The sequence below is a fragment of the Bacillus swezeyi genome, assembly GCF_001969815.1.
Classification (GTDB): Bacteria; Bacillota; Bacilli; order Bacillales; family Bacillaceae; genus Bacillus; species Bacillus swezeyi.
The window spans coordinates 104,064-118,040 of sequence record NZ_MRBK01000014.1 but is presented as its reverse complement, the minus strand read 5'-3'; the positions used below and the strand labels follow the sequence as shown (position 1 = coordinate 118,040).

Annotated in this window: 19 protein-coding genes and 1 tRNA gene; 16 read left to right on the top strand and 4 right to left on the bottom strand. The window is 42.1% G+C overall.

The annotated features are described in order from the left end of the window. Window positions 1–83 precede the first annotated feature (83 nt). From BTA30_RS13710 to BTA30_RS13690, 5 genes are all read left to right on the top strand, one after another. Window positions 84–1,988, top strand: coding sequence for an LTA synthase family protein (locus tag BTA30_RS13710; protein WP_076761862.1), 1,905 nt, complete (start codon window positions 84–86; stop codon window positions 1,986–1,988). A 211-nt stretch (window positions 1,989–2,199) separates the two neighbouring features. Beyond that, on the top strand, window positions 2,200–3,147 hold the full coding sequence (locus BTA30_RS13705; protein ID WP_076761861.1) for an iron-hydroxamate ABC transporter substrate-binding protein: 948 nt from the start codon (window positions 2,200–2,202) through the stop codon (window positions 3,145–3,147). Between the two features lie 166 nt (window positions 3,148–3,313). Further along, window positions 3,314–4,441, top strand: a complete 1,128-nt coding sequence (locus tag BTA30_RS13700) for a M14 family metallopeptidase (RefSeq protein WP_076761860.1) — start codon at window positions 3,314–3,316, stop codon at window positions 4,439–4,441. Between the two features lie 64 nt (window positions 4,442–4,505). After that, the gene (locus tag BTA30_RS13695) at window positions 4,506–5,606 is read left to right on the top strand and encodes a YqgU-like beta propeller domain-containing protein (RefSeq protein WP_459213282.1); all 1,101 of its coding nucleotides are present in this window, start codon (window positions 4,506–4,508) and stop codon (window positions 5,604–5,606) included. A 16-nt stretch (window positions 5,607–5,622) separates the two neighbouring features. Beyond that, complete coding sequence (locus tag BTA30_RS13690) at window positions 5,623–5,937, top strand: MTH1187 family thiamine-binding protein (RefSeq protein WP_076761858.1); 315 nt, start codon at window positions 5,623–5,625, stop codon at window positions 5,935–5,937. A 55-nt stretch (window positions 5,938–5,992) separates the two neighbouring features. On the opposite strand, the gene BTA30_RS13685 is transcribed toward BTA30_RS13690, so the two are convergent. Continuing rightward, the gene (locus BTA30_RS13685) at window positions 5,993–6,166 is read right to left on the bottom strand and encodes a DUF2759 domain-containing protein (protein WP_076761857.1); all 174 of its coding nucleotides are present in this window, start codon (window positions 6,164–6,166) and stop codon (window positions 5,993–5,995) included. A 155-nt stretch (window positions 6,167–6,321) separates the two neighbouring features. Between BTA30_RS13685 and BTA30_RS13680 the strand changes: the two genes are divergently transcribed. Further along, window positions 6,322–6,960: an MBL fold metallo-hydrolase gene (locus tag BTA30_RS13680; protein WP_076761961.1), complete on the top strand. Its 639-nt coding sequence runs from the start codon at window positions 6,322–6,324 to the stop codon at window positions 6,958–6,960. 41 nt (window positions 6,961–7,001) lie between these two features. Here BTA30_RS13680 and BTA30_RS13675 read toward each other — a convergent pair whose 3' ends face one another. After that, entirely contained in the window at window positions 7,002–7,247 is a 246-nt protein-coding gene (locus BTA30_RS13675) for a DUF2626 domain-containing protein (protein ID WP_020452180.1), read from the bottom strand. Window positions 7,248–7,462: 215 nt separating this feature from the next. On the opposite strand from BTA30_RS13675, the gene BTA30_RS13670 reads away from it, so the two are divergent. Continuing rightward, entirely contained in the window at window positions 7,463–7,840 is a 378-nt protein-coding gene (locus BTA30_RS13670; protein ID WP_076761856.1) for a Spx/MgsR family RNA polymerase-binding regulatory protein, read from the top strand. Between the two features lie 60 nt (window positions 7,841–7,900). Here BTA30_RS13670 and BTA30_RS13665 read toward each other — a convergent pair. Further along, window positions 7,901–7,972: transfer RNA gene (locus BTA30_RS13665), tRNA-Gln, on the bottom strand. A 122-nt stretch (window positions 7,973–8,094) separates the two neighbouring features. Between BTA30_RS13665 and BTA30_RS13660 the strand changes: the two genes are divergently transcribed. The 9 genes from BTA30_RS13660 to BTA30_RS13620 all read left to right on the top strand — a co-directional run bounded on the left by BTA30_RS13660 (window position 8,095) and on the right by BTA30_RS13620 (window position 13,351). Beyond that, window positions 8,095–8,958: an STAS domain-containing protein gene (locus BTA30_RS13660; RefSeq protein WP_076761855.1), complete on the top strand. Its 864-nt coding sequence runs from the start codon at window positions 8,095–8,097 to the stop codon at window positions 8,956–8,958. A gap of 165 nt (window positions 8,959–9,123) precedes the next feature. Beyond that, window positions 9,124–10,191 carry a competence type IV pilus ATPase ComGA gene (comGA, locus tag BTA30_RS13655; protein WP_076761854.1) on the top strand — a complete coding sequence of 356 codons (1,068 nt, stop codon included), beginning with the start codon at window positions 9,124–9,126 and terminating at the stop codon, window positions 10,189–10,191. Beyond that, window positions 10,178–11,215 (top strand): competence type IV pilus assembly protein ComGB, encoded by a 1,038-nt coding sequence (comGB, locus tag BTA30_RS13650; protein WP_076761853.1) that lies wholly within the window; start codon window positions 10,178–10,180, stop codon window positions 11,213–11,215. Before comGA ends, comGB begins: the two co-directional genes overlap by 14 nt. A 14-nt stretch (window positions 11,216–11,229) precedes the next feature. Further along, window positions 11,230–11,523: a competence type IV pilus major pilin ComGC gene (gene comGC / locus BTA30_RS13645; RefSeq protein WP_076761852.1), complete on the top strand. Its 294-nt coding sequence runs from the start codon at window positions 11,230–11,232 to the stop codon at window positions 11,521–11,523. Continuing rightward, window positions 11,523–11,966: a competence type IV pilus minor pilin ComGD gene (comGD, locus tag BTA30_RS13640; RefSeq protein ID WP_239693695.1), complete on the top strand. Its 444-nt coding sequence runs from the start codon at window positions 11,523–11,525 to the stop codon at window positions 11,964–11,966. Before comGC ends, comGD begins: the two co-directional genes overlap by 1 nt. After that, window positions 11,950–12,297, top strand: a complete 348-nt coding sequence (comGE, locus tag BTA30_RS13635) for a competence type IV pilus minor pilin ComGE (protein WP_076761851.1) — start codon at window positions 11,950–11,952, stop codon at window positions 12,295–12,297. The genes comGD and comGE overlap by 17 nt, the downstream gene beginning before the upstream one ends. After that, window positions 12,206–12,697 (top strand): competence type IV pilus minor pilin ComGF, encoded by a 492-nt coding sequence (gene comGF, locus BTA30_RS13630; protein WP_083696961.1) that lies wholly within the window; start codon window positions 12,206–12,208, stop codon window positions 12,695–12,697. The genes comGE and comGF overlap by 92 nt, the downstream gene beginning before the upstream one ends. Before the next feature lie 11 nt (window positions 12,698–12,708). Continuing rightward, entirely contained in the window at window positions 12,709–13,086 is a 378-nt protein-coding gene (gene comGG, locus BTA30_RS13625; RefSeq protein ID WP_076761849.1) for a competence type IV pilus minor pilin ComGG, read from the top strand. Between the two features lie 82 nt (window positions 13,087–13,168). After that, window positions 13,169–13,351 (top strand): YqzE family protein, encoded by a 183-nt coding sequence (locus BTA30_RS13620; protein ID WP_076761848.1) that lies wholly within the window; start codon window positions 13,169–13,171, stop codon window positions 13,349–13,351. Between the two features lie 299 nt (window positions 13,352–13,650). Here the strand turns inward: BTA30_RS13620 and BTA30_RS13615 are convergent, their stop codons facing one another. Beyond that, window positions 13,651–13,971, bottom strand: coding sequence for a DUF3889 domain-containing protein (locus tag BTA30_RS13615; protein WP_076761847.1), 321 nt, complete (start codon window positions 13,969–13,971; stop codon window positions 13,651–13,653). Between the last annotated feature and the right edge of the window lie 6 nt (window positions 13,972–13,977).

The window sequence follows — 13,977 nt, the reverse complement described above, 5'->3', positions numbered from 1 at the left end:
ATTTTAGCGATTTTTCTAAAAAAAACAATATGTGGAAATATCATTTGCTGAAACATGTGTCTTGCTGCATAGGGAGGTTTGGAATGCGAAAGCCATTTTTATCGAAAATTTCATTTTTGCTAGTTGCGACATTGCTGATGTGGCTGAAAACGTATGTCGTCTACAAAACCAGCTTCAATATTAAAATAGAAAATTTCATGCAGGAATTTATATTGTTTATCAACCCTTTAAGCTTTTTGCTTTTTGTATTCGGAATCGGCCTGTTTTTTAAAGAGAAAAACAGAAATCGGTTTATCATTGGAACCAGCATCGTTCTGACGTTCGTTCTCTTGGCAAACATGGTTTTCTACCGTTTTTACAACGACTTCTTGACGATTCCTGTACTGTTCCAGACGAATAATATGGGTGATTTGGGAAGCAGCATCAACTCTTTGTTTATGCCCACTGATCTGCTCCTCGCCGTCGACATTGCCATTTTGATTTGGCTGTACAAGCGCCAGACGGATAAAACCGGCCGTACGGCGACAAGAAAAGAACGAGCGGCTTATTTTCTATTTGTCGCTGCTGTTTTCTTTTTCAATTTAGGGATATCGGAGACAGAAAGACCGCAGCTTTTGACGAGATCGTTTGACAGAGAAGTGCTGGTAAAGAACATCAGTCTTTACAACTTTCACATCTATGACGGCCTAATCCAGTCAAAGCAGACTGCCCAGCGCGCCCTCGCTGACAGCAACAGTCTCACAGAGATTGAAAACTATGTCGATGCGAACCGGACGGACACTAACAAAGATTTGAACGGAATTGCCAAAGGGCGCAATGTCATTCTCGTCTCTTTGGAATCCACTCAAAGCTTTGTCGTCAACCAAAAATTGAACGGTAAAGAAATCACCCCTTACTTGAACGACTTGATCAAGAAAAGCTACAATTTTGAAAATTTTTACCATCAGACAGGCCAAGGAAAAACCGCCGATTCTGAATTCATCGTCGATAACTCTCTTTATCCGCTGGGAAGGGGAGCGGTCTTCTTTACGAATGCAGGAAATGAATATACGGCGATGCCGGAAATATTAAAAAATCATGGCTACTATTCTTCGATCTTCCATGCAAACAACAAAAGTTTCTGGAATCGGGATATCATGTATGAAACTTTAAAGTATGATAAATTTTACGATATCAATTCATATGACGTAAATGAGGAAAACTCCGTAGGATGGGGATTAAAAGACAAAGAATTTTTTGAGCAGTCGTCAAAGCTGATGAAAGAGCTGCCTCAACCGTTTTACACCCGTCTCATTACCTTGACGAATCATTTTCCGTTTGAACTTGATGAAGAAGACAAAATGATTGACGAGTTTGATTCAAAGAGCCGAACGTTAAACAGATATTTCCCGACTGTCCGCTATCAGGATGAAGCACTCAAGCGCTTTATTGAAAAGCTGAAAGAGGACGGCCTTTATGATAACTCAATCATCGTTTTATACGGTGATCATTATGGAATTTCCGAAAATCACAATGAAGCAATGGGGCAGTACCTCGGAAGAGAAGTGACGCCTTTTGAGGAAGTTCAGCTTCAAAAAGTGCCGCTTGTGATTCACATTCCTGGAGTAACCGATAAAGATCCGAAAACGATTGATACGGTCGGGGGCCAAATTGATATCCGTCCGACTCTGCTGAACTTGCTTGGAATTGATTCAAGCGATCAGATTCAGTTCGGAAATGACCTGTTTTCCAAAGACAAAGCGGCGTTCACAGTGCTCCGTGACGGCAGCTTTATCACGAAAGACAAAGTATACACTGACGGTGTATGCTATGATAAATCGACTGGACAGCCTTCGAAAGATAAAGAAAGCTGTGAACCGTACATCGAAAAGGCTAAACAGGAGCTTTCGTTCTCAGACCAAATCATTTACGGCGATTTGTTGAGGTTTTATGACAGTGAACGATTAAAAAAGCCATCTGATCAAAAGAAGGACAGTGAAAAAGAATAAAAAAGCTTCCAGCCTTTACGGGCGGCAGCTTTGATGGGCCGGTTTCCGAAACCGGCCTATTTTTTTATTACGTGGTTTCATAATGATCTGATATATGATCCGGTCTGTACCGCTGCAGATATAAAAAAACAGTGTGCCAGCCATGAATTGCCATGGTATAATTGATAATGATTCTCTTTATCATATTTATCGCGGAAAGAAGGTATGGAAGATGACGTTTCAATACAAAAAATTCGGAGCTGCTTTTTTCGTCTTATTATTGATTGCGGCATTGGCGGCATGCGGAAATAAATCAGAAAGCAAGGGATCTTCTTCTGAGTCAAATCAGGAAGAGACGATTACATACGAGGCTGAAAACGGATCGGTTAAAGTCCCTAAGCATCCTAAAAGGGTGGTTGTTTTGGCCGACGGCTATTACGGCTATTTCAAGACACTCGGCATTAATGTCGTTGGTGCGCCTGATAGAGTATTCCAAAACCCGTACTTCAAAGGAAAAACCGATGGCGTTGAAAACATTGGAGATGGTGCCTCCGCCGAAAAAATCATTAAATTAAAACCCGATCTGATTGTCGTTTGGACAACTCAAGGGGCTGATATTGACAAGCTTGAAAAAATTGCACCGACCGTTGCTTTGAAATATGATAAGCTGGACAACATCGAACAGCTGAAGGACTTTGCAAAAATGACAGGCACGGAAGATAAAGCAGAAAAATGGCTGGACGAGTGGGACAAAAAAATTGCCGCGGCAAAATCAAACATTCAAAAAGCTGTCGGGGACAAAACGGTTTCCATTATGCAAACAAACGGCAAAGATATTTATGTTTTCGGTGATAAATTCGGAAGAGGCGGCAGCATCATCTATAAAGACCTTGGACTAAATGCTACAAAGCTGACAAAGGAAAAAGCCATGCAAAAAGGCCCCGGATATGCAAGCATTTCTATCGAAAAACTGCCTGAATTCGCCGGTGATTATATTTTTATAGGCCCTTGGGAATCAAGCGGAGACGATGAAGGCGTGTTTGACACTTCCATCTGGAAAAACCTTGATGCCGTCAAAAATGATCATGTCTATCAAATCGATCCGGTAGCCTTCTATTTTTCTGATCCGATTTCATTAGAAGGTCAGCTGAAGTTTATCACTGAAAGTTTAACGAAGTAGACTGAAAACAGAACCTTTAATTTTTGACGCTTCCGCATGACGCGGAGGTTTTTTTTTGCGATGTTTGAAATCGCTCTCACTTTTGATGAAAAACGCTTTTTTAGTTGCAAACGGGGAGAGTAGTTAAACAAGCATGCTTCATATGCTATTGTGGGAGGGATCATTGATGGCATTCATCAAAATAAAACCGGATTTAAAACAAAACATGTCAAGGCTGTCTGACATCCTGAACATACCCGAACAGCTCTTAATCAGCGCAAACCTTGGCGCATCATTAGACGAATTTTATTTTCCGGGAGTGAATCAGCAAGCAGGAAAAGATGCTCCACCAGCAGAAACATATGAACAACTGGAATTATTGGTGAATGAACGGCCAAGGCTTGATGAAGAACAATGGCTGACAGAGACGATTGTTTATGATTCAGCAGCGCTGAAAAATGAAATCGAAAAGTTAACGGAATGCTTTCCGTTTGTCACTTCTCACATCCTTGGCCGCTCTGCATTAGGTCAGCCTATTTATGAACTGTGCCTTGGTGCAGAAGACGCTGAAAAAACAACCCATATCAATGCTTCTTTTCATGCCAATGAATGGATTACCACATCAGTGCTCATGAAGTGGCTTAAAGAATATTGTCTGTTTTTATGTACCGGCCAGCATGTTTTAGGTTTTTCGCCGCCCGAGCTTTTTCGCCAAACGAAGCTTTCAGTCGTTCCGCTCGTTAATCCTGATGGGGTTGACCTTGTTTTGCTCGGCCCCGAACATCTTGGCATAGAGCGTGATGCGTTCGATGAAATGAATGAGCATCAGCCCGATTTTAAAGAGTGGAAAGCCAATATTAACGGAGTTGATTTAAACAATCAGTTTCCGTCTGATTGGGAAATAGAAAAACGGCGTAAACCCCCTAAATCACCATCATATCGGGACTACCCCGGAGATGAACCGTTGACCGAGCCGGAGGCGATTGTCATGAGGGACTTAATAGCCAGCCAGCCGCCTGATCGTCTTGTAGCTCTTCATACGCAGGGAGAGGAAATTTATTGGGGGTATAAAGGACTTGAGCCTCCTGAATCTAGCAAGGTGATTCAAACATTTGAGCGTCTCAGCGGATATAAGGGAGTCAGATTTATTGACAGCTATGCCGGTTTTAGAGATTGGTTCATTCATTTTTATCAAAAAGAAGGGTATACAGTTGAACTTGGAAAGGGAAAAAACCCTTTACCGCTGAGCCAATTTGACGATATATATTGTAAAAGCAGAGGAATACTTTGGGCATCCTGTTTTTTTGAGAGCTGAAACTTTTTGCTCTGCAGATCGTAAAGTTAGACAGCCAATCATTTATGGAGGGAGAATGGCCGGTTTGAGAGTTTCATTATGGATCATTGCCGCTGTGATGACGGGGTTAACAGCTGCCTGTGCTCCTTTACACAAGGGCGGCTCAGAAAGCGTTTTTCAGGATGAGTCCGAAGGAAAGCGGAAAAGCGATGGAGAAGTTCATGAAAAAAAGATTATAGCGCTCAATGACCGGCGATTTGATGAGACGGCGGGTTGGCTTGATAATGAAACGATTTTATATACAAGAACAGATCCGATTGCAGGAAGTGAAGTAAGATCATATGATATATTTAAAGGGGCGGGCGAAACGATTTACAAAACGGATGACAGGCTGATATCTGCGGAATTGAACAGGGAAAAAGGCATGATTCTCATCCAAACCATGGGAAATGACTCTGAAATCAAATTGACGTTGATAAATTTGCAGGGTGAACAGCTGTTTGAAAAAAGGTTTCACAGCCATGAACTACAAGTCGACTGGAATGAGTACGATCCTTATCTTTTATATGTGACAGCATTTACGAAAGATTGGAATTTTGATTCATTTTTGATCAATGCAAAAGAAGATAAAACGGAAAAGGACGTCGCTCAGGCGGCATTTATTCACTGGACATCCTCAAGCTCTTTCGAATATATCAAATGGAATAACCAGGACCGGGAGAAGCCGGCTCCTGTTTATTCCAATGACATAAACGCCGGACGGGAAAAGAAAGTCGCCGATGATGCCATACTGCTCGACGTTTTCAAAAATCTGCGGATGATCGTCACTTCATCAGCAGACAGCGGGAATGGCACTTACATATTTTCAGATGTGTCTTCTTCGAAAAAGCGGCTGTCTTTCACGCTTCCGCTGTTCTCGCAATATTCAAGTCTTTCTCCGGCGGAATACAGCTATGATGACAAAAATGAATTGTTTTACACATATCAGCCGAGTGAATCCAGCTCTCTGTTTGATCTGATTGCCATCAATCTCAGGTCGGGGGAACGGCAGGTCATTCGTAAACATGCAGAAATGCTTCCGATTACAATATCTCCTGACGGGGAATATGCATTGTACGGCTATACGCAAAATGAAATTATATCACTCGGTTCGAAAAAATCCGAGCCCCTTGTGATCAAGGAATAGAGAGGAGTATGAAACAGTGGCAATAGCAGATGTAACCATTATACCGATAGGAACAGAAACTCCGAGCGTCAGCGCCTATGTTGCGGACATTCAAACGATCTTAGAGGGATTTGAAAAAGAAGGAAAAATCAAATACCGGCTGACACCGATGAATACTCTAATTGAAGGGGAATTAAGCGATTTATTTCAGGTGATTCAAACGATTCACGAAGCGCCTTTTCAAAAGGGCATCCACAGAGTGGCGACAAACATCAGAATCGATGACAGACGCGATAAGAAAACGACGATGGAAGGAAAGCTTTCAAGCGTTCAACACCATTTGAATCAATAAGAAAACAGCCTTGTTCCGGAAATGGCGGAACAAGGCTGTCCATAAGGGAAGGCCGTTAGTGCGCTGTCGGGTACCCGCTGTTTATGATCGTCATGACTGTAAACCAGCCGAAGACGATAAAAGCCGCTCCGCCAAACAATATCCCAAGAAGATTGATTTGTTTAAGCGAACGAAGAACCCCAAAAGCAGATAATATTGTGACAAGGCCGAAAATGATCACAAGCAACATCAATATAAACCCCCTTCGTTTGGATCCCCTGCAGTTTATTTCCAATTTCATTTTAACCGTTTTCATCCCTTTTGTCGAGGGCAACCTGATTGATTGAAAGTTTCTCACAAAACCTTCATAATGGAACAAAGACAGATCATTTCGAGGTGAAAAGAATGAAGTGGAGAAGAATGCCCTTAGGGCCTATTCAAACAAATGCGTATATCTTAGCAGATGACGATGGCACATGCCTAATATTTGATCCTGGCAGTGAAGCAGGCAAATTAAACGGATACATAAAAGAAAAAGGACTTAAACCGCTTGCTGTCCTTCTGACACACGCTCACTTTGACCATATCGGAGCGGTGGACAAGGTAAGAAAAGAATGGGGTATTCCTGTATATGTACATAAAAATGAAGCTGACTGGCTGCAAGATCCATCATTAAACGGTTCAGCTCTGTTGACGGGGCAGCCGATCACAGCGGAGAAAGCCGATCATCTCATCGAAGAGGAACAGGAGCTTAAGATCGGTTCATTTAAACTCCGCGTTTTCTTCACGCCGGGCCATTCCCCGGGAAGCATTTCTTATTATGCGGAAGAAGAACAGCTGATCATCTCCGGAGATGTTTTGTTTAAAGGGGGCATCGGCCGTACAGATCTGCCTGGAGGAAATCACGAGGTTTTGCTTGACAGCATTCATAATAAGCTTCTCTCGCTCCCAGAAGAAACGCTTGTGCTAAGCGGGCACGGTCCTGAGACAGATATTGCGACAGAACAGGAACAAAATCCGTTTATCAACGGATTCACCATCTAGCCAAAAAAAAGAGACGTATCCAAGAGGATCGTCTCTTTTTCTTAATGGCCGCCTTGACCGGGAACCATAATAAAAACAGAATAGTATGTAAAAGCAGCAAAAAAGACAGTCAAGTATGCCCCGAAAATATAAATATACATCCGTTCAGTCAAGTTGAGATACGATAAGAAAACGAAGAACACCGTTTGACCGAAAAACAGCAATGATGCATCTTTCATATTTCCTAAATAAAACATGACCGCAAAGATACCTGTCCAGAAACCTAATACGCGGAACATGCGATTCATTGATATCCCTCCCAAAAGCCCCTTTGCCTCTATTATAAATCAATTTATCTTAAAATGTAAACATTTTCATTTTGGGAAAATCAATTCATTTTTTACAATTTTGTGATGGAATCGAGGATCGAAAAATAATTCAGATCGTGTTTAATGAAAAAAGATCACGGGTACTACACATAACAAAGACAAAGGCAGATCAATCAAAGGAGGAGCAATAACATATGGAAGAGCTGATTTTTTATTCATACCCAAGCTGTACATCTTGCCGGAAAACAAAACATTGGCTGAAAGCAAATCAGGTTGAATTTACGGAGCGCCATTTATTCAGAGAGACACCAAGTCAAGAAGAACTAAAACATATTTTGTCGCTCACGACTGAAGGTATTGATGAAATATTGGCGACAAGGAGCCAGGCATTTAAACAGCTTAATCTGAATATTGAAGAATTAAAGGTAAGCGAAGTATTGGAGCTGTTAATTCAAAAGCCTAAACTGCTGAGACGGCCGATTATTGTTAATGGGGAAAAGCTGGTTGTCGGATATCATCCGGCCGAGCTGTTAAAATTAAAGAAAAACACGCTGCATCGATCTGTTTCATGAAAAAAACGAAGATTGCTGAAAGGACATTTCAGCATATCTTCGTTTTTTCGCCTGGAAAGACTGGGCTAGCTGGATTCGAACCAGCGCGTCACGGAGTCAAAGTCCGTTGCCTTACCGCTTGGCTATAGCCCAACGCATGATAGGACTAGTTTTGGCAATATGTTTTGTTTTATACATATGTATGAAAACAAATTCAACCTTAAATGCCCGCTGTACAAGCCCGTGTTAGAAGCAATTCAATGAGGAGGATTGGCATGGAAAGCGAAAATTCAGCCCTTTATGATTATCTGATGAAACAGACGGACAAGATGGCGGATGAATGGCTGTCCCAAACAAAGGCTGAAAAAGAAAGCACTGCAAAGCAATATCACAATTTTATTCATGCGGTTTTGAATATACTAACCGAAAGAAAATCGACGAATGATTGGGAAGAAGCTGTAGGATGTACGAAGGAAATGGCCCATGACAGGGCGGTGAACCAAATTTCCGTCATTGAAAGCATAAAAGGATTTAAAATTTTCCGCAGTCTATTGATGGATGAAATCGAGGCGTTTTCAAATGAATATGAACCCGGCTGTTCAAAAAAAAATATTTTGGCTTGGAATAGACGTCTTCACTTGATCATTGATGAAATCGTTGAACAATTTATTGCGGAATATGATCAGACGACGACAAGCCAGCTGAAAGCCCAAAAGGAAATGATTCATGAATTAAGCGCTCCGGTCATTCCAATATCGACACATATCGGTGTTCTGCCGCTTATTGGAGAAATTGATACACATCGGGCAAGAGTCATTATCGAATCGGCTCTCGGTCAATGTGCAGAACTCCGCCTGTCCCATCTGTTTATTGACATTTCGGGTGTGCCGCTTGTCGACACGATGGTTGCCTATCAATTATTCAAGGTCGTTGACAGCACAAAACTCTTAGGCATTGAAACGATTATTTCCGGCATCGGTCCGGAAATCGCCCAGACGGTCGTAAAGCTCGGCGTCGATTTTTCACATATTAAAACGGAACAGAGTCTTGCGAAAGCTCTTCGCAATAAAGGTTTCTGTATCAGGGAAGAGGATGGTCTGCCTGAAAATGAAAACAAAGTCGGTAAAAGTATGATTTGATGAGACATTTTTTTAAAATGAGTGCGGAAAGCTCTGCAAAATAGCAGATTCCACCGTATAAAAATTATTTTTTTCCTTGTCATCAACCCGATTTTCGCTTTTTGATCATTTGAGGCCTCTGGTGCTTTTCGTTTAAACTGCGATTAGAAAGGAGGCGCAAGGATTTTGTACACGATTGAATCATTAAGCGGGAAGCTCATTGAAGAGGCATGTATGATGAATGCGTCGGATATTCATATTGTTCCGGGAGAAAATGACGCGGTGATACGTTTCAGAATTGATGATGAATTATTTAGAAAGCACAGTGTGACGAGAAATGAGTGTGCGCGGCTCATTTCTCACTTTAAATTTCTATCTTCCATGGATATTGGTGAACGAAGGCAGCCGCAAAGCGGTGCGTTAACCCTGCATGTCAAAAATAGACCGGTTCATTTAAGAATGTCCACTTTGCCAACCATACATGAAGAAAGCTTGGTGATCCGCATTCTTTCGCAGACAAGCACTCAGCCGCTCGCAAAGCTGTCATTGTTTCCGAGCGCAACGGCTAAGCTGCTGTCTTTCCTGAAACATTCCCACGGCCTGATGATCTTCACTGGTCCGACCGGATCAGGAAAAACGACGACCCTATATTCGTTGATTGAATATGCGAAGCGGCATTTTAACCGAAATATTATTACTCTGGAAGATCCGGTTGAATCACGCAGCGAAAATGTTTTGCAGGTACAGGTGAATGAAAAAGCGGGCATGACTTATTCGGCAGGTTTAAAGGCCGTGCTCCGCCATGATCCTGATATGATCATTTTGGGGGAAATCCGCGATGCCGAAACAGCCAAAATCGCAGTAAGAGCCGCGCTGACAGGACATCTCGTATTATCGAGCATGCATGCGAAAAATGCAAAAGGGGCGATTTACAGACTGCTTGAGCTTGGCATTGATATAACTGAAATCGAGCAGACACTAATCGCTGTCAGCGCTCAGCGTCTAGTCGGGCTTACCTGTCCTTTTTGCGGAGACAGGTGCTCCTTATATTGCAGGCTGTCAAGGTCTGTGAGAAGAGCAAGCATCTTTGAGCTTCTGTATGGGAAGAGCCTCCAGCTTTGTGTGAAAGAGGCCAGGGGCGAATATGTCATCAGCCGTACAGAAACCTTGAAATTGCTGATCAGAAAAGGTATAGCGCTCGGCTATCTGCCGTCGGAAGCCTATGAACGCTGGGTTTATGATGAGACAGATTAAAAACAGGTGGCCTGTCCGGGAACAGGCGGAGCTTCTCGAAAAGCTTGGTAAGATGATGGTAAGGGGTTATACGCTTCTGGACGCTTTAAAAATGTTAGAACTGCAATTGAACAAAAAACAAAGAGCGGACATATCATTCGGGATGCGAAAACTGACTGAAGGGTATCCGGTTTTTCAAGTGATGAATCTGATTTCGTTTCATAAAGATGCCGTCAGCATCATTTATTTTGCCGAACAACATGAGAATCTGGCCTTCGCTTTCAGCCAAAGCGGAGAGCTGCTTCAACGCAAAATCGATCAGGCCGAAAAAATCAAGAAGGCTGCGAAGTATCCGTTATTCTTAATTATGACAGTCTGTATTATTGCTTATATTTTGAAAGCTGCTATTGTTCCGCAATTTTCCGCGATTTACGACTCCATGAATATAGAAACACCCTTTCTGACAGCTTCTATACTTTCACTTTTCGACAGCTTCACGTTTTTGTTTATTTTGATGCTGCTCATGTTTATGGCTGCGGCTGCGTACTATTTGTTCCGCTTACGAAAGCAATCTCCTGAAGCCCGAATGCTTTTTTTCATCAGAATTCCCCTGTTGGGCAGAATCCTCAAATTATTTAACAGCTACTTTTTATCGCTTCAGCTGAGCAATCTTCTAAAATCGGGCTTATCGATATACGAAAGTCTAAAAGCGTTTGAAAGCCAGCCCTTTTTGCCGTTTTATCAAAAGGAAGCAAAGTGTTTCATCAAGAGACTAAAACAAGGGGAAGCGATCGATGAAATTTTAAAAGGGCGTCCGTTTTATGAAAAAGATCTGTCAAAAGCGATCGCTCACGGCCAGTTAAACGGTCAGCTTCACAGAGAGCTGTATTCATACAGCCAATTTTTGATCGGTCGGCTGGAAAAGAAGGCTGAACAGTGGACGGGCATCATCCAGCCGCTGATTTACGGGTTTACCGCGGCCATGATTTTAATTCTTTATCTGTCTATGCTTTTGCCAATGTATCAAATGATGAATCAATTATAAAGGAGGTCGGCAAATTGAATGAAAAGGGATTTACATTAATTGAAATGCTTGTCGTCATGCTTGTCATATCCATCCTGCTACTGATTACCATCCCAAATGTCACAAAGCATAATCAAAGTATTCAAAAAAAAGGCTGTGAAGGCTTGAAAAATATGATTCAAGCGCAAATCACGGCTTATCAGATGGATCATGACGGTCAAACGCCGAGTATCGGAGATCTTGAATCAGAAGGATATATCAAGAAGAATTCAACATGTCCCAACGGGAAAGCCATTGTGGTTTCAAATGGCAGGGCGCAGACCGAGTAATGACGATAGATCATAAAGGGTTTACCCTTCTTGAAAGCTTAACCGTTTTAATGATCAGTTCAATTATGATGATCACTTTGTTTTCCGGACTGCCTCCCATTTATGAAAAAAGAGTCGTTCAGCACTTCGTTTCCCAGCTTGAAGAGGATTTGCTTTATGCCCAGCAGACTGCTCTTGCTCAAAATGCAAAGGTGAAGGTGCATCTTGATTTCGACCGTTTCAAGTACGCCATTATGCCCGCGGACGAAAAGGCAGATCCTTATCTTGTCAGAACTTTTGATCATAAAATCGCCATAAAGGAATCGACATTGAGACAACATTTAACATACAGTCCGAACGGAGTTCCGAATCAAGGAGGAAAAATAGTGATTGATACGCCTTGTGCCTCTTTTCAACTGACGGTTTATTTAGGGAGCGGAAAAATCAATGTTCAAAAGAAATAAAGGCTTTACGACAATTGAAACGGTTTCCGCACTCGGAATATGGACGATGATCACCGTTTTGTTTATTCCGATGTTCCATCAGCTCGCATTAAAAAATGAAATGGCAAGAAAAGAGGAAGAGGCATACCGCCTATTGGATGAACAGATCAGCCGCTATACGCTGACCGGTTCCTTTCAGCCGCAGGAAACCGCGGTTTATCAGGGAACCGCCTATTATATAGAATGGAAGGAGAAAGGAGATGACTATAAAGTCTGTATTTCCATCAAGCCTGGAAAAGAACAAAAGCACTGTCTCTCGATTTTGCAGACAAAAGGGCTTTACCCTTCTTAATGTTTTAGCCGCATTAACGGTTTATATGTTTATTGCGGGGACAATGGCATCGATTTTTCATCTGTTTTTATCTCAGGAAAGAAAAGAAACAGACATTCATCCGCAGGAATGGACCATAACGGCAGAGCAGATTTTAAAGGAATGCAGAAATGCCCTCGATATAAAAGCAGCAAACGGCCATCATGCGCTGGAGATGACGAACTCAAAGGGTGAAACGGTCCGCTATGAACAATATCAAACAACCATTCGAAAAAGGGTCAATTCTAAAGGTCATGTGCCGATTTTGCAGCATGTCAAACATGTCACGTTTAAGATACAAGATCATCAATTGATGATTGAAGCTGTTAGTCTCAGCGATAAGACATATCATGCAGCATTTCCAATCTATCATTCAGCTTAAGGGTGGTTCATGTGAACAATTCAAAAGGGTTTATTTATCCCGCAGTGGTTTTTATGGCTGCTGTCTGCATGCTGTGTGCTGGTCATTCGGCTGTCTCCTTTATGATCAAGCAAGGCTTTGCCAAACAAACAAAAGAGTTTTATACTCAGCAAAATCTCCTGCAAAATGGAATTCTCCATTCCATCAGGCATATTCAAGAAGACACGGAAGGAGAGGTGAAAACGGCATATGGAGTGGTAACATATGCTGTTTCAACTACTGCTGATAAGCAGATGAAGGATGTGAAAATAACGGTAAAGACGACAGCTGGAGCGGCTGGAGCAATGAGAAGCGCCGAATTTCAATTTTATCTGTCGGAAAAGAAAATCACTCATTGGAAGGAGTATTAACATCTTGGGTGTAAGATGAAGAATGTATAAAAAAAAGGCCGTGGGACAACACTTCATCATATAGGAATGATGAGGTGATCTGATGAAAACAAACGATTACGTAAAATATATGACCGAACAGCTAGTTAAGTATATGGACACACCAAAACATGAAAGAAGAGAAATGAAAGAGAAGAGAAAAGAGTCTAAGCCCTCGTCAAGGGTTTATCGATGGTTCGGCATAATTCCGATCGGCTGCGCTATGTTATTCAAGCGCCATAAATAAGGCAGCAGCCCGATCAAGAGATCAACTTAGTCAGGTAAGAGCGTGATTTTCTGCATTCAGTGTGTAGACGCCTCGTATTCATTGTCAGGTCTGCGAGTCTGTGCTCATGTCCAGGGAAGGAACGGCGGATAAATCGCTCCAGTCGTCCTGCCTGAACGCCGCCGTGAGAAAATCCGCTCCGATGACTCCCTAAAATTCCAGGATTTTAAGGTCACACTGAAAAGATGACAAAACCCTAAAACTTAAACCGTTTTAGGATTTTGCCAAACAATCTAAACCGCTTTGCATCGCAAAGCGGTTTATTTATATTCTTCAACGACTACCACTTTATTCACTTTATGTGTTGTGGGTTCATATGAGATGGTGACAAAAACTCCAAAGTGTTTATTTCCTTCGCTAAGAGTCACGTGATATTGTTTGACTGCTTCGTCTGTGCGTTTTCGATCCCATACTTTTTTTGTGAGGAGCACTTCGGCTGTCGGATACCGTTTTTTCGCTTCCTCAACAGCCCTCTCTTCCCATTTTGACATGCGGGATGTTTCATGAGCTGTTGCATGAGCATTCAGCGGTCCGAACCCTGCAGATAGCAAAAAAAAGCATAACATGATGTTTTTCAGCATGGGTCA

Coding starts and splice junctions, on each gene's coding strand:
- BTA30_RS13620 (WP_076761848.1), top strand. CDS start 13,169: ATGAAAACAAACGATTACGTAAAATATATGACCGAACAGCTAGTTAAG.
- BTA30_RS13670 (WP_076761856.1), top strand. CDS start 7,463: ATGGAAGAGCTGATTTTTTATTCATACCCAAGCTGTACATCTTGCCGG.
- BTA30_RS13705 (WP_076761861.1), top strand. CDS start 2,200: ATGACGTTTCAATACAAAAAATTCGGAGCTGCTTTTTTCGTCTTATTA.
- comGF (WP_083696961.1), top strand. CDS start 12,206: ATGACTATAAAGTCTGTATTTCCATCAAGCCTGGAAAAGAACAAAAGC.
- comGD (WP_239693695.1), top strand. CDS start 11,523: ATGACGATAGATCATAAAGGGTTTACCCTTCTTGAAAGCTTAACCGTT.
- BTA30_RS13685 (WP_076761857.1), bottom strand. CDS start 6,166: ATGTTGCTTGTGATCATTTTCGGCCTTGTCACAATATTATCTGCTTTT.
- BTA30_RS13710 (WP_076761862.1), top strand. CDS start 84: ATGCGAAAGCCATTTTTATCGAAAATTTCATTTTTGCTAGTTGCGACA.
- BTA30_RS13660 (WP_076761855.1), top strand. CDS start 8,095: ATGGAAAGCGAAAATTCAGCCCTTTATGATTATCTGATGAAACAGACG.
- comGE (WP_076761851.1), top strand. CDS start 11,950: ATGTTCAAAAGAAATAAAGGCTTTACGACAATTGAAACGGTTTCCGCA.
- BTA30_RS13700 (WP_076761860.1), top strand. CDS start 3,314: ATGGCATTCATCAAAATAAAACCGGATTTAAAACAAAACATGTCAAGG.
- BTA30_RS13615 (WP_076761847.1), bottom strand. CDS start 13,971: ATGCTGAAAAACATCATGTTATGCTTTTTTTTGCTATCTGCAGGGTTC.
- BTA30_RS13675 (WP_020452180.1), bottom strand. CDS start 7,247: ATGAATCGCATGTTCCGCGTATTAGGTTTCTGGACAGGTATCTTTGCG.
- comGB (WP_076761853.1), top strand. CDS start 10,178: ATGAGACAGATTAAAAACAGGTGGCCTGTCCGGGAACAGGCGGAGCTT.
- BTA30_RS13680 (WP_076761961.1), top strand. CDS start 6,322: ATGAAGTGGAGAAGAATGCCCTTAGGGCCTATTCAAACAAATGCGTAT.